Below are 16,406 nucleotides of genomic sequence, written 5' to 3'. Positions count from 1 at the left end.
ATATTAGTTAGTACGTATCCATTTTGCAGGATTTAAACGATTAATATTTTTTGATAAAATAAAAAGTAATGTAGTTTTACCAGAAATCTTATCAGTAAAAACTTTACCTACTTTATCTCCGGTTTTTATAATATCTCCTTTTTTTACATAAACACTTTCGAGGTTATTATAAGATGATATATAACTACCGTGTTGAATTAAGACTGATTTCTTCCCTCCAGAATGAGATTGAAGTGCTAATATCTTGCCATTAAATATGCTTTTAGCGTCTGTTTTTGCTTTCGTTACTATATGTAATCCTGGGCTATTTATTTTTATTCCTGAAAAAGTTGGATGCGGTTGTATACCATATTTTCTGGTAATAATTCCGCTTACAGGCCAAGGTAAACTTCCTTTGTTTTGTTCGAAATTTGCTAACAATTTCTTTTCAGCAGCATCTAAAACAAATCCTGAACCTCCTTTTTTAGATGTTTTTTTACCTTTATTTGCTTTTGCAATAGCAGCCTTAATTAATTTATCAATACGAGCTGTTATACGTTGTTCTTCTTTTAATTTTTGTTGTAAATCTCGTTTGTATTTTTTTCTTCCTTTTTAACTTTAGAAATTAATTTTTCTTGATTTTTTTTATCAGATTCTATTTCTTCTTTTTGAGATTTTTCATCAAAAATTAATTTTTCTTTAGCTTTTCTTTTCTCGATTAAAGAGTTATTAAATGCTTTAATTTCTGTTGTTTTTACAACGATATCTTCTCCTTGCTTTTTTCGATACTCATTGTATTGCTGCATGTATTTTAATCGCTTATAAGCTTGATAAAAGCTTTCAGAAGACAACAAAAACATTGTTTTACTTTGTTGAGATTTACTTTTGTGGGTTTTTACAACCATATCAGAATACTCTTCTTTTAATTTTTTTAACTGATCGTTATAGGTTGCTAGTTGTTTTTCATTTAAAGCTATTTCATCAGATAGCTTTTTAGATTCTAATTCAATCACTTCAATTAAACGCTCTCTTGCACCAATTTTTTGACTCAAATCTTTTAAGTCGTCTAAAGCATTTCCTCTGTCTTTTTTAGCTTTAAACAACAAACTATTAATCTGCTTAATTTCATTTTTAATTGCCTTGTGTTTTTTTTCCAGCGTTTTTCGCTCTTGACTAAACGAAGAAAAGCTTATTAAAAAAAGACATAAAAATGAGAGATAAAGAACAGTTTTTTTCATTATAATTTAATTTCTTTATAACCGTTAGGCATTCTAAAATCAATATTCAATTTTGTATCAAACTCTACCGAGCGTGTTGTAATATCAATAACAGTAAACTTATTGTTTTGTTTTGCATTAATATTAATTTTTTCAGGAAATAAAACTCCTTTTTTATTCAAATATGTAGGATATGATATATCTAAACGCTGATTTTTTGTTGAGTTTACAACCGATTGTTTGTTTAGTTTATAATGAAGCGGATTTATATTAAAAAACAAATCAAATAAAATAGCTTGCTTTTTAGGTGATAGTTGATATGATTTTTCAATAATTTCTACCTCGTGACGTTCAGATTTTACGTTAAATAAAGACTGACCCAACAACATATTTTGTAATTGCTGAAAGTTAATATCTGTTCCTAATAAATCCTTTAACATCGAAAAATCTCCATCGAAATAATTTTTATAAAAAGAAGAATAAAATTGCACCTTTGTAGGAGTAATCTTAGCTTTAAAAACAGTAATAATCTTGGTTCCTTTTAGCCAAATAACTTCATCTTTTTTGATTTTCATTCGTACAGAAAAACCTACATCATCTTTAGCGTTTTTATAATTAACCTTTAAACGGGCATCAATTGTTTTTTTATCAAAATTAGCCGAAATATGTTTTTTTGCCACTTTTCTGGCAGACATTTCTTTAATTTCAACCAAATTATTAGTAGCTATTCTAGTTGATTTACACGACGTAAATCCTAAAAATAAGACAATAAGTACTGTAAAGTATTTCATATAATTTATAAGTGGAAAGACAATTATTTTAGAATTTGCTTGGCTTTGCTTTTAAATAAATTCGCCTTTTTAGGGTTATTTAATTTTTGATAAGCTCTTGCCATTTCTGTATAAAATTTTGCCTCAATTTCGTTATTATCAATTACAAAATCAATGCCGTTTTGCAAACTTTGTAATGCTTTTTTATATTTTTTAGTATTGTTAAGCGCTTTACCGTTCATTAAATAAACAAATGGTTGGGCTGGAAACAACGTTAAACCTTGCTCACTGTATTTTAATAAATCAACATGATTGCTTGTTGTTAGCTCGTTTAATAAAAGCTGTAAGCTACGATATGTTTTTTCTTTTTCGAAAGTTGCACGTAAATCCGTACTTACGGTTTTCTTTTTTACTTCTTTAACTTCAGTATCGTTAAGTTTTTCTTCAATTCTTCGAAGTCTTGCGTTTAATAGCTTATCCTCTTTTAATTCTGATAAAACTATTTTTGCAGCAGGAACATCTCTATTCTGTAAATGTAAAAAAACTAATAATTGTTTTTTTTTCGGATGTTTTTCTGCAATTTTTTCTTGCGTAACTATCGCATCATCAAAATTAGCAACCCTTCTTAAAATAGTTACTTTATGCTCTAGCATCCATAAATTATTAGGCTCTTTAAGTAAGGCTAAATGTATATATTCTAAAGACTCATTACTTCTACCAAGTTTTAGGTAGTTTTTAGAAAGCTCAAATAATACGGCTTTATTATTTGGCACTAGTTCATTACAGTTTTCTAAATACTCAATGGCTTTTTTGTAGTTATAAACTGCTTTTTGAGAGAGTGCTTTAAAAAAGTTATCTTGAAACTGGATGTCATTTTTTTCAATAACACCTACGGCAGCAGGAATGCTGTCTTGAGAGTAGATAAAGAGAGAATAAAGAATCAAGAAAAAAGATAAAAACACCTTAATTCTTGATTCTTGATTGCTTCTTTTATTATGTAAGATCTGTATAATCACCTATACTTACTGATGTATAATTAGCATTATATTTGGCATGATTACCAATCATTGCATTGTCTAATTTTGCATTAGAAATATGAACATTTGTTTGAATTAATGAATTTACGATTGTTGAATTTTCAACAACACTATTTTCACCGATAGAAACAAAAGGTCCGATTTTAGTGTTTTTTAAAACCACATTCTTACCCACAAAACAAGGTTGAATAATTTCTGAATTTTCTAACACAACATCGTTAGCAACTAAATTGTTGCCATCAGCTTGTTCGAAACCTAGAACCTGTTTGTTAGTATCAACAGTTGGATCTTTTTTACCACAATCCATCCAAGCATCTACTTTACCAGGAATAAATTTAGCACCTTGTTGCTTTAAAGATTCTAACACTTCTGTTAGTTGAAACTCTCCGGAAGGACGAATATCATTATCAATTAAATGCTTTATTTCTTCACGAACTTTATCACCATCTTTAAAATAGTAAATTCCAATAATTGCTAAATCAGAAACAAATTCTTTTGGCTTTTCAACAAAATCAGTAATAATTCCGTCTTTTAATTTTACAACACCAAAAGCACTTGGGTCAGCTACTTGTTTTACCCAAATAGCACCATCAGCATTTGCATCTAATGTAAAATCAGCTTTAAATAAAGTATCAGCAAAAGCAACAACACAAGAACCAGTTAATGATTCTTTTGCACAATAAATTGCATGAGCAGTTCCTAACGCTTCTTCTTGAACATATACAGAACCTTTGGCACCTAAACTCTCTGCAATTGCAATTAACTTATCTTTAGTATCTGCGGGAAACCCCTTTGCGGCAGTACCAATTATAAATGCTATTTCTTCTATTGGTTGGTTTACAACCGAAGTAATATCCTCAACTAAACGTTGTACAATTGGCTTACCAGCTATAACTGTTAATGGCTTTGGAGTTGTTAATGTATGAGGTCTTAAACGAGACCCAATCCCTGCCATTGGAACTATAATTTTCATATTTTTCTTTTCGTTTTTAACGCTGCAATATACTATTAATAAAGCATCAAAAAAAGTTAGAGTCCTATAGGTACAGCTGCTATTAATGTTTTGGTATAATTGGTTTTCGGATTGTTGTAAATTTCATCAGCATCAGCAACTTCCTCTATCCTACCATTATTCATAACCACCAATTGATCGGCCATATATTTTACAACAGATAAATCGTGGGAAATAAAAATATAAGTAAAATTAAATTCAGCTTTTAATTGATTTAGTAAGTTTAAAACTTGCGCTTGTACCGATACATCTAAAGCCGAAACAGATTCATCGCAAATAATTAATTTTGGTTGTAAAGCAATAGTACGCGCAATACCAATTCGTTGGCGTTGTCCGCCAGAAAACTCATGTGGATACCTGTAAAAATGAGCCTTTTTTAGGCCAACTTTCTCCAATAAATTATACACATATTCTTTTCTTTCTTTTGATGAGCTTAAAATATTGTGAACTTTCATGGGTTCGAGAATCGCATTACCAACAGTAATTCTCGGGTTTAAAGATGAAAAAGGATCCTGAAATATAATTTGAATTTCTTTACGTAATTTTTTGAATGCTGATTTTGATAGCTTCGTAATATCTACTCCGTTATAAATAATTTCTCCTGAAGAAGCATTTTCTAATTGTAAAATAGTTCTACTTAATGTGGTTTTTCCACAACCGCTCTCTCCTACCAAACCTAAAGTTTCACCTTCATAAATTTTAAAAGACACATTATTTACCGCTTTTACAACAGTAGGTTTGGAAAACCAAGAAGCATTAGAAATAAAATTTTTATGAAGATTTTTAATTTCTAATAATGGCGGTTGGTTATATATTTTTTGATGAAACTCATCACGTTCTTCATTACTATATAAAGAAGTATTTACAGTGTCGTTAATAAAATCAGTAACAGTTGGTAATATTTTAAAACGTTTTTTAGTATTCGGTTTAGAGTTTATAAGCGCTTTGGTATAATTTTCTTTTGGATGGATAAATAAATCAACAGCTTTACCTTGCTCGATAATTTTACCTTTATGCATAACAATAACATTATCTGCAATTTCAGAAACCAAGGCTAAGTCATGAGAAATAAAAATAATTCCCATTTTATATTCTTCTTGCAATTCTTTTAAAAGTAAAATTATTTCTTTCTGAACCGTAACATCTAAAGCAGTTGTTGGTTCGTCAGCAATTAAAATTTTTGGTTTACAAGCAATTGCCATTGCAATAACTACACGTTGTTTTTGACCACCACTAATTTGATGTGGATAGGAATTAAAAATACTTTCAGGCCTTGGTAGTTTTACTTTTTTAAATAAAGAAATTACCTCTTCTTTTATTTCATCTTTTGATAAACTTGTGTGTTGTTGTAAAGCTTCAGAAACTTGAAAACCACAAGATAAAGTCGGATTTAAAGAACTCATCGGTTCTTGAAAAATCATTCCTATTTTACTACCTCTAATTTTTTGAAATTCTTTATTGGTGTAAGTCAATAAATTTTGATCATTAAATAACACCTCACCTTTAATAGCAGCAAAATTAGGTAATAAACCTAAAATAGCTAACGAAGTTACCGATTTCCCACTTCCACTTTCTCCTACAATACTTAGTATTTCAGTTTGTTGTAAACTAAAAGTAATATTTTGAATAACAGGAGGTGCGTTTTTAAAACTTATTTCTAAATTTTTAACTTGAAGCATTTTTGTAAATTTTTAATAAAAATACAATTAATTTTTGCTAAATATAATAATTATGAGCTATTAAGTGTTTTTGAATATTAAATATATAAAACATTAAAAACCTACAGCATCACTGGGTTTATGTGATTTTTATATTTGTTTAATTTATATAATATATACAAAAACCACTATAAAAGTAGGATTATTTGTGTTTTTTTATATATTTGCCTTTCATTTATTTAAAAAAATGGATTTTTATTGTGAATGTATCATTTCTATTTAAATCTATTTTAACTAACTTAATAACCCTTCAATATGAAAAAAATTACTTTGGCACTTATGTGCGTATTTTTTGTAACAGCATCTTTTGCACAGGAAAAAAGAACCTGTCATGCGATGGAAGACTTAGAGGAAAGGATGGCTCAAGATCCAGGTCTTGAAAAAAGAATGGCACAGATAGAAGAATTTACTCAAAAAAGAGTAAAAGAAATGGAAAGCCGTCACAGCAAAGTGTCAGGTAACATTATAACCCTTCCTGTAGTTGTTCATATTTTATACACAAACTCATCTAACAATATTAGTACAGCTCAAATTCAATCTCAATTAGATGTATTAAATAAAGATTTCAGAAGAACTAATTCTGATAGAAATAACAAATGGTCTCAAGCTGCCGATTCACAAATTGAATTCAAATTAGCAACTGTTGATCCAAATGGAAATGCAACATCTGGTATTACCAGAACGCAGGTTGGAACTTCTACTTGGCTTACAGGAGAAAATAAAATGAAAAGAGCATCTCAAGGAGGTGTTAACCCATGGAATACTGCAGAGTATTTAAATATGTGGATTGTTGATAACATTACAAGACCAACAGGAGGTACTATTTTAGGATATGCACAATTTCCTGGAGGAGCTGCTTCTACAGACGGAGTTGTAATGGCAGATCAATATTTTGGTACAACAGGTACAGCTCAAGCTCCGTTTGATGGTGGTAGAACAACTACTCATGAGGTAGGTCACTATTTAAACTTACGTCACATTTGGGGTGACGGTGGTTGTGGAGTTGATGATTTCGTATCTGATACACCAGAATCGGACGCAGCAAACTACGGTTGTGCATCAACACATTCTTCTTGTGGTTCTTTGGATATGGTAGAGAACTATATGGATTACTCAGATGATTCATGTATGAATTTATTTACAACAGGACAAAAAAATAGAATGCGTGCAGTATTATTGGCAGGTGGTTCTAGAAGAGCTTTAGCTTTATCAGATAAATTTGGAGGAGGAACAACGCCACCAACAGGAACAAACTATTGTACATCGAAAGGAGCAAGTGTAAATGATGAATATATTCAGAAAGTTGCTTTAGGAACAATAAGTAATACTTCAACAGGAGGAAACGGATATTCAGACTTCACATCAATCTCAACTACTTTAGCAAAAGGATCGTCTAATACGATTACTATTACTCCAAGGTGGACAGGAACTACATACGATGAAGGATATGGAGTGTTTATAGATTATAACCAAGATGGCGATTTTTCTGATGCAGGAGAAACAGTGTATACAAAAGCCCCTTCAAAAACTACACCAGTAGTTGGATCTTTTACCGTACCAACATCAGCAACAACAGGAGAAACAAGAATGCGTGTAGTATTAAAGTACAATGCAACACCAACAGCATGTGAGGCTTCTTTTGAATATGGAGAAGTAGAAGATTACACGGTTGTAATTGGAGGGGCACAAGCAGATACTACTGCACCAAGTGCACCGGCGAGTTTGTCAGCATCAAGTATAGCTCAAACAAGTTTAACATTAAACTGGTCAGCATCTACAGATAACGTAGCGCTAACAGGTTATGATGTATACCAAGGAGCAGCTAAATTAGGTTCTTCTACAGGAACATCTACAAATATTACGGGCTTAACAGCAGCAACAGCATATACTTTTTCTGTAAGAGCAAAAGATGCTGCAGGAAATGTATCATCGTCTAGTAATGTTGTAAATGTAACAACTTTATCAAATCAAGTTTCTTATTGTGCATCAAAAGGAAACAGATCTACTTATGAGTGGATTGATAATGTAGAATTAGGAGGAATGACTAACGCAACTGCAGGAAATGGAGGTTACGGAGATTTTACCTCTAAAGTAGCAACATTAGGTCAAGGAAGTTCAAACTCAATGATTGTAAGTGCAGGTTTTTCAGGAACAGCATATACAGAGCACTGGGCAGTATGGATTGACTTTAACCAAGACGGAACATTTGCAGATAGCGAGAAAGTGGTTTCAGGATCATCATCAAGCGCAAATAACTTAACAGCAACAGTTGCTGTACCATCTAATGCAACCTTAGGTCAAACAAGAATGCGTGTTTCAATGAAGTATAATGCAGCACAAACGGCTTGTGAAACTTTTGCAGACGGTGAAGTAGAAGACTATACTGTAAATATTGTATCTAGTGCTAGAGAAGAAAACCCAGTAAGTGGTGAAAGATTAGGAAACGATGATAACATCAACCTAATGGTATACCCTAATCCTGCAGTAAATAGTGTACAAGTTAAGTTAGCATCTAAAGCTGATAACATTACTTATAAAATTGTAAATGTAATTGGTAGAGTTGTGCAAAAAGGTCGTTTAGATTCTTCTAACATAAACGTATCTAACTTAAACACAGGAATGTATATTTTAGAAGTAAATGATGGTCAGAAATCATTAACAACTAAATTAATGAAAAAATAATTTTAAAAATTTACATAATAAAAACCTGAGCAAATCCTGCTCAGGTTTTTTCTATTTTAATTCAAATAAAACCTTTCAGAATGAACAAAAAGCTAAAATTATTAGTTGGAAGTTTGTCTGTAGCCCTTGTTGCGACAATAGGTTACAAGCAATTTTCTACAGAAAACAATGCTTTATCTCTTGAAAAAGAGAGAAAAACGTATTCAGAATTTTTAAAGAATAGTCCTTATCAGGAAACTTTAAAATGGGATAAAAAAAAGAGAAAACATTTTGGTTTACCTCCAAATAGGTATTTCGAGCAAATGTGGGAATTAACGATAAATCCATCAACAGGTAAATTAGAACAAGATGGATTAAATAAATTAAGAAACGAATTAGTACAAAAAAGACAGGCTCAAAGATCTCCAGGAGATAGCGGAAACTCATGGGTAGAAAGAGGCCCAAATAATGTAGGAGGTAGAACTAGAGTTATTATGTTTGATCCTAATGATACTTCAAACAACAAAGTATATGCCGGTGGTGTAAGTGGAGGGTTATGGGTTAATAATAATATTAGTAGCGCAAATTCACAATGGCAAAGAGTAGAAAATGTGCCAGGTAATTTATCAGTAACTTCTATAACAGTAGACCCTAGAAACTCTAATATTTGGTATGTAGGTACAGGAGAACAATATACAGGAGGTGATGTTGTTGGTAATGGTGTATATAGAACTATTAACGGAGGTACTACATGGACAGCATTAAATATTCCTGCAGCAGGAGGAGGAGATATTAATTTTAATGCTTCAAATTTATTTGTATCAGGAATTCATTATGTAAATGATGTTTTAGCTTGGGATAATGGAAGTTCTACAGAATTATTTGTAGCAGTAGGTGCTTTTCGTTACGGAGCAGCTGCTAGTCCATCAAATTGGTTAGGACTGCAATCAGCAGGTTTATATCGTTCTACTGATAATGGAGGAACATGGAATAGAATTGAATCTGCCAACATGCGTTCAGAAAGAGACGGTGTTTCATATTATCATATACCAAATGATTTAGAAGTAGGAGCAGATAATAGATTATGGATGGGTACTATAAATTCTGCCTTAGGTGAAGGTGGTGGTAAAGTTTATGGTTCTACTAATGGTGCTACTTGGACAGAAACTGCAGCTTCTCCTTTAGCAAATGCAAACAGAGTTGAAATAGAGCCATCTGCAACAAACGGGAACAAAATTTATGTCTTAGCACAAGGTTCAACGGCAGCAGCACCAGTTCTTATATATAAAACAACAAACGGGTTTAATTCTGTTGTAGCAACATCTTTACCAAACGATGCCGATACTGGTATTGCTGCTAATGATTTTACAAGAGGACAAGCTTTTTATGATTTAGTAATTGAAGCAGACCCTAATAATGATAACATTGTTTATGTTGGTGGAATTGATTTGTTTAAGACAAGTAATGGAGGTAATTCTTGGTCTCAATTATCTCACTGGTATGGTGGCTTTGGTCAACCAAACAATGTACATGCGGATCAACATTCAATTGCTTTTGGAAACAATTCTTCATCTAGAATGTTATTTGGTAACGATGGAGGAGTTTATTATTCAGGAAATGCAGGAGGAACAATTGGTGCACGTAATAAAGGTTACAATGTAACTCAGTTTGTGAAAGCAGGAATTGGACCTGATGGACCTGGAAGTTCTAACTTAATATTAACAGCAGGAGCACAAGATAACGGTACACAAGCATTTAAAAATGCATCTCCAGGAGTAAATAGCTCTACAGAGTTAAGTGATGGTGATGGTTTTTACACATTTGTTGATAAAGATGGTCAGTATATGATCGCAACTTATGTTAATAATGTGATATATAAGTTTAATTTACCATGGAATGGTTTAGGAAGAAGACAAGGAGGTTCTTCAGGAACGTTAGCAAGTGATCAAGCAACAGGAGATTTTGTAAATCAAATGGGGTATGATAGTAATGCTAATAGATTATTATCAAATAAATCTACAGCTTCTGCAAATGCTATTATGAGTATTAATGTAGCGGCAAATAATAATGGTACTTTAACAAATGCTTTATTAGATGCAAAACCAACAGCATTTTTACCGTCATCTTTTACGAATAACAGATGGTTTGTAGGTTTAGCAAATGGTAAATTAGTAAAATTATCTAATGTTAATAATTCAAGTGCAACTTGGGCGGCTATAAATACACCTTTTGTCGGTGCTATTTCATCAGTTAGATTAGGAGCAACAGAAAACGATATTTTCGTTACAATTCATAATTACGGTGTAACAAGTGTTTGGGCAACCTCAAACGGAGGTAATGACTGGATAAGTAAAGAAGGGAATTTGCCAAATATACCAGTTAGAGACATTTTACAAAATCCATTAGACAGAAACGAAGCTATTTTAGCAACACAATTGGGGGTATGGTCTACATCTAATTTTAACGATGCGAATCCTGTTTGGTCTCAGGCATATAATGGTATGAGTGATGTAAGTGTTACTTCATTCGATTACTATAATGTTAGTGGAGATAATACAGAGAACAAAATTATAGCTTCAACTTATGGTAGAGGAGTTTTTACAGGTTCATTTACTGCAAATGCAGTTGCTGATACTGAAGCTCCAACAATACCATCGAACTTAGCAGCATCAAACGTAACTGATGCTAGTTTAACTTTAAACTGGACAGTTTCAACAGATAATGTTGGTGTTGTAGGATATGATGTTTATAGAGGGACTACCAAAATAGGAACAGCAACCAGTAATACATATAATGTTACAGGGTTAAATGCAACAACTGCATATTCTTTTACTGTTAAAGCTATAGATGCGGCAGGAAATGAATCAGCTGCAAGTCCAGTCTTAAACATTACAACTCCAGAAGTTACAATTTCTTATTGTACATCGAAAGGAGCAAGTGTAAATGATGAATATATTCAGAAAGTTGCTTTAGGAACAATAAGTAATACTTCAACAGGAGGAAACGGATATTCAGACTTCACATCAATCTCAACTACTTTAGCAAAAGGATCGTCTAATACGATTACTATTACTCCAAGGTGGACAGGAACTACATACAATGAAGGATATGGAGTGTTTATAGATTATAACCAAGATGGCGATTTTTCTGATGCAGGAGAAACAGTGTATACAAAAGCACCTTCAAAAACTACACCAGTAGTTGGATCTTTTACCGTACCAACATCAGCAACAACAGGAGAAACAAGAATGCGTGTGGTATTAAAGTATAACGCAATACCAACAGCATGTGAAGCTTCTTTTGAATATGGAGAAGTAGAAGATTACACGGTTGTAATTGGAGGGGCACAAGCAGATACTACTGCACCAAGTGCACCAGCTAGTTTAGCAGCATCAAGTGTAACACAAACTACTTTAACATTAAACTGGTCGGCATCTACAGATAATGTAGCGGTAACAGGTTATGATGTTTACCAAGGAGCAACTTTATTAACTTCTACAGCAGGAACATCTACAAATATTACAGGCTTAACAGCTGCAACAGCATATACTTTCTCTGTAAGAGCAAAAGATGCTGCAGATAATGTATCAGCATCAAGTAATGTTGTAAGCGTAACAACTTTATCAAACCAAGTTTCTTATTGTGCATCAAAAGGAAACAGATCTTCTTATGAGTGGATTGATAATGTAGAATTAGGAGGAATGACTAACGCAACTGCAGGAAATGGTGGTTACGGAGATTTTACCTCTAAAGTAGCAACATTAGGTCAAGGAAGTTCAAACTCAATGATTGTAAGTGCAGGTTTTTCAGGAACAGCATATACAGAGCACTGGGCAGTATGGATTGACTTTAACCAAGACGGAACATTTGCAGATAGCGAGAAAGTGGTTTCAGGATCATCATCAAGCGCAAATAACTTAACAGCAACAGTTGCTGTACCATCTAATGCAACATTAGGTCAAACAAGAATGCGTGTTTCAATGAAATACAATGCAGCACAAACGGCTTGTGAAACATTCGCAGACGGTGAAGTAGAAGACTATACTGTAAATATTGTGGGTTCAACTCCTAACTCAGGAGCAATTGATTCAGGTATAAGTGGTGAAGCATTAGGAAATGAAAAATCATTAAACTTAATGGCGTATCCTAATCCAGCAATAAACAATATTCAAGTTAAGTTAGCATCTAAGAGTGATAACATTACTTACAAGATTGTAAATGTAATTGGTAGAGTTGTACAAAGAGGTCGTTTAGATTCTTCTAATATAAACGTATCTACTTTAAATACAGGAATGTATATTTTAGAAGTAAATGATGGTCAGAAATCATTAACAACTAAATTAATGAAAAAATAGAAGTATAAAACACTAATTATTTTTTTAAAACCATTAAAGCCAGTAATATACTGGGTTTAATGGTTTTTTCATTCCCTTTGTTTGTTAATATCTTTATTTTTTTATCATTTAATTACGAATATTTCATTTTTTTACTATATTTGAGGTGTTAATGATTAAATATTAAGAATTTTTTAATAATAAAGTCATTTACGAATAACTAACTTAAACCCTTCAAAAATGAATCACAAGTACCTTAAAGGCCTTGTATTGGCTGGTGTTGTCTTTGGATTAAATTTTCAGGCACAAGCTCAAGACAAAAGTGAAGTAGAACAAATTCGTAGTAAATACAATTTGACAAAACTTCAAACAATGAAAGGAAACTTTCAAAAGATTGCAAAAACAGAAAAAGAACAAGCAAAACAAATTGCAAAACAAAAAGGTTGGAAAACTAAATTTACTACTAAAGATGGTAGTTTAGTTGAATTACAAAGAGTTGTAAATGGTAAACCAATATATTACACCACTTCTAATGCAGCTGCAGCAAAATCTACAAGAGCAAACCATTTAAATGCTGGAGGATCCCTAGGACTTAACTTAATGGGGCAGGGAATGACTGCTTATGTATGGGATGGAGGTCTTGCAAGAGCATCTCACCAAGAGTATGATGGTGCAGGAGGGACAAATCGTTTTTCTATTTTTGATGGTAGTTCTACATTAAACTTTCACGCTGCTCACGTAACAGGAACTATTATGGCATCTGGTGTAAGAGCAGAAGCTAAAGGAATGGCACCACATTCAAAAGTAAGAGGAAGTGACTGGAACAATGATAAGTCAGAAGCAATTTCTGCAGCATCTAACGGAATGTTAATTTCTAATCACTCATACGGTTACGCAACTAGAAACCAACAAGGACAAGTTCAATTACCACAAAATTACTTTGGAGGATATATTGACGAATCTAGAGGATGGGATGAAATTATGTTTAACGCACCTAACTACTTAATGGTTGTAGCTGCGGGTAACGACGGTAACGACAATACAGCAAACACGAATCCAACAGGAGGTTCTGGTTTCGATAAATTAACCGGGCACTCAACATCTAAAAATAACTTAGTTGTAGCAAATGCACAAGATGCAAATATTGATTCAAACGGAAATTTAGTTTCTGTTTCTATCAATAGCTCTAGTAGTGAAGGACCAACTGATGATTTTAGAATTAAGCCAGATATTACTGGAAACGGAACAAATGTTTACTCAACTTATGAGAGTAGTAACACCGCTTATAATTCTATTACAGGTACGTCTATGGCTTCGCCTAACGTAACAGGTTCATTGTTATTATTACAACAGCACCACAAAAACTTAAATAATGGAACTTTTATGAGAGCAGCTACCTTAAAAGGTTTAGCGCTACATACTGCAGATGATGCAGGAGTTTCTGGACCAGATGCAGTTTTTGGATGGGGATTATTACATACTAAAAAAGCAGCAGAGGCAATTTCAAATAAAGGGAATACATCTAAGATTGAAGAATTAACATTAACATCAGGCCAAACATATACAATTACTGTAAATGCTGATGGAGTTAATCCATTATTAGCATCTATTTCTTGGACGGATAGACCAGGGGTTGCAACTTCAAGTGTAAATTCAACTACACCTGTATTAGTAAACGATTTAGATTTAAGAGTTACTAAAGGAGGAACATCATATTTACCATATGAATTAACAGGAGCAACAAGCAGTGCAAAAAGAGACAACAATGTTGATCCTTTTGAAAGAGTAGATGTTTCTGGAGCTTCAGGAACATATACAATTACTGTTACAAATAAAGGTTCTTTAACCGGAGGTAGCCAAGATTATACATTAATAGTAACAGGTATTACTGGTACACCAGTTGTATGTAATGCAACTGTACCAACAGGAGTTTCTATAAGCGGAGTTTCTTCAGCAGATGCAACAGTAAACTGGGCAGCTGTAACAGGTGCAACATATGATGTAAGATATAAAGCAACAACATCTTCTACTTGGTCAACAAGTGCAGTTTCTACAGCTACAAAAGCATTAAGTGGTTTAGCAGCTTCTACACAATACCAAGTACAAGTACGCAGTAAGTGTTCTTCAGGGAATTCAGCTTACAGTGCGTCTGTAAACTTTACAACTCCAGCAATTACAATTTCTTATTGTACATCGAAAGGAGCAAGTGTAAATGATGAATATATTCAGAAAGTTGCTTTAGGAACAATAAGTAATACTTCAACAGGAGGAAACGGATATTCAGACTTCACATCAATCTCAACTACTTTAGCAAAAGGATCGTCTAATACGATTACTATTACTCCAAGGTGGACAGGAACTACATACAATGAAGGATATGGAGTGTTTATAGATTATAACCAAGATGGCGATTTTTCTGATGCAGGAGAAACAGTGTATACAAAAGCACCTTCAAAAACTACACCAGTAGTTGGATCTTTTACCGTACCAACATCAGCAACAACAGGAGAAACAAGAATGCGTGTGGTATTAAAGTATAACGCAATACCAACAGCATGTGAAGCTTCTTTTGAATATGGAGAAGTAGAAGATTACACGGTTGTAATTGGAGGGGCACAAGCAGATACTACTGCACCAAGTGCACCAGCTAGTTTAGCAGCATCAAGTGTAACACAAACTACTTTAACATTAAACTGGTCGGCATCTACAGATAATGTAGCGGTAACAGGTTATGATGTTTACCAAGGAGCAACTTTATTAACTTCTACAGCAGGAACATCTACAAATATTACAGGCTTAACAGCTGCAACAGCATATACTTTCTCTGTAAGAGCAAAAGATGCTGCAGATAATGTATCAGCATCAAGTAATGTTGTAAGCGTAACAACTTTATCAAACCAAGTTTCTTATTGTGCATCAAAAGGAAACAGATCTTCTTATGAGTGGATTGATAATGTAGAATTAGGAGGAATGACTAACGCAACTGCAGGAAATGGTGGTTACGGAGATTTTACCTCTAAAGTAGCAACATTAGGTCAAGGAAGTTCAAACTCAATGATTGTAAGTGCAGGTTTTTCAGGAACAGCATATACAGAGCACTGGGCAGTATGGATTGACTTTAACCAAGACGGAACATTTGCAGATAGCGAGAAAGTGGTTTCAGGATCATCATCAAGCGCAAATAACTTAACAGCAACAGTTGCTGTACCATCTAATGCAACATTAGGTCAAACAAGAATGCGTGTTTCAATGAAATACAATGCAGCACAAACGGCTTGTGAAACATTCGCAGACGGTGAAGTAGAAGACTATACTGTAAATATTACGGCATCAGCATCTAACTTTAACACCACCTTTACAGATGTAAAAGGAGATGCTTTAGGAAACGAGGCAAGCTTAAGTTTAATGGCATATCCTAATCCAGCTACAAATTTTGTACAAGTTAAATTAGCTTCTAAAGCTGATAATATGACATACAAAATTGTAAATGTAATTGGTAGAGTTGTACAGAAAGGTCGTTTAGATTCTTCTAATATAAACGTATCTACTTTAAATACAGGAATGTATATTTTAGAAGTAAATGATGGTCAGAAATCATTAACAACTAAATTAATGAAGAAATAATAAACACTTTTATTTCGAGGAAATTTTTAAGGAATATAAACCTTAGCTATCGCC

At 33.0% G+C, this 16,406-nt stretch carries 9 protein-coding genes; 3 read left to right on the top strand and 6 right to left on the bottom strand.

Going from position 1 to position 16,406, the window contains the following annotated elements; all coding sequences use genetic code 11:
- Positions 1-3: 3 nt before the first annotated feature.
- The 6 genes from RRF68_RS09105 to RRF68_RS09080 form a co-directional block, all read right to left on the bottom strand.
- A complete protein-coding gene (locus RRF68_RS09105; RefSeq protein WP_315944151.1) occupies positions 4-420 on the bottom strand; it encodes a murein hydrolase activator EnvC family protein in 417 nt (138 codons plus the stop codon).
- A gap of 128 nt (positions 421-548) precedes the next feature.
- Positions 549-1,217: a hypothetical protein gene (locus RRF68_RS09100; RefSeq protein WP_315944150.1), complete on the bottom strand. Its 669-nt coding sequence runs from the start codon at positions 1,215-1,217 to the stop codon at positions 549-551.
- Entirely contained in the window at positions 1,217-1,987 is a 771-nt protein-coding gene (locus tag RRF68_RS09095; protein ID WP_315944149.1) for a DUF4292 domain-containing protein, read from the bottom strand. Before RRF68_RS09095 ends, RRF68_RS09100 begins: the two co-directional genes overlap by 1 nt.
- Positions 1,988-2,010: 23 nt before the next feature.
- On the bottom strand, positions 2,011-2,910 hold the full coding sequence (locus tag RRF68_RS09090) for a hypothetical protein (protein ID WP_315944148.1): 900 nt from the start codon (positions 2,908-2,910) through the stop codon (positions 2,011-2,013).
- 49 nt (positions 2,911-2,959) lie between these two features.
- Complete coding sequence (locus RRF68_RS09085; RefSeq protein ID WP_315944147.1) at positions 2,960-3,976, bottom strand: sugar phosphate nucleotidyltransferase; 1,017 nt, start codon at positions 3,974-3,976, stop codon at positions 2,960-2,962.
- A gap of 56 nt (positions 3,977-4,032) precedes the next feature.
- Positions 4,033-5,694, bottom strand: coding sequence for an ABC transporter ATP-binding protein (locus tag RRF68_RS09080; RefSeq protein ID WP_315944146.1), 1,662 nt, complete (start codon positions 5,692-5,694; stop codon positions 4,033-4,035).
- A gap of 294 nt (positions 5,695-5,988) precedes the next feature.
- Here RRF68_RS09080 and RRF68_RS09075 point away from each other — a divergent pair, with 294 nt between their 5' ends.
- The 3 genes from RRF68_RS09075 (at position 5,989) to RRF68_RS09065 (ending at position 16,352) form a co-directional block, all read left to right on the top strand.
- The gene (locus RRF68_RS09075) at positions 5,989-8,415 is read left to right on the top strand and encodes a GEVED domain-containing protein (RefSeq protein ID WP_315944145.1); all 2,427 of its coding nucleotides are present in this window, start codon (positions 5,989-5,991) and stop codon (positions 8,413-8,415) included.
- An 80-nt stretch (positions 8,416-8,495) separates the two neighbouring features.
- Positions 8,496-12,749 (top strand): GEVED domain-containing protein, encoded by a 4,254-nt coding sequence (locus RRF68_RS09070; RefSeq protein WP_315944144.1) that lies wholly within the window; start codon positions 8,496-8,498, stop codon positions 12,747-12,749.
- 219 nt (positions 12,750-12,968) lie between these two features.
- On the top strand, positions 12,969-16,352 hold the full coding sequence (locus RRF68_RS09065) for a GEVED domain-containing protein (protein ID WP_315944143.1): 3,384 nt from the start codon (positions 12,969-12,971) through the stop codon (positions 16,350-16,352).
- Positions 16,353-16,406 lie beyond the last annotated feature (54 nt).

This window comes from Tenacibaculum sp. HL-MS23 (assembly GCF_032463465.1).
GTDB lineage: Bacteria > Bacteroidota > Bacteroidia > Flavobacteriales > Flavobacteriaceae > Polaribacter > Polaribacter bernardetii.
The sequence above is the reverse complement of the archived record's forward strand: the minus strand, read 5'-3'. Positions and strand labels throughout refer to the sequence as shown.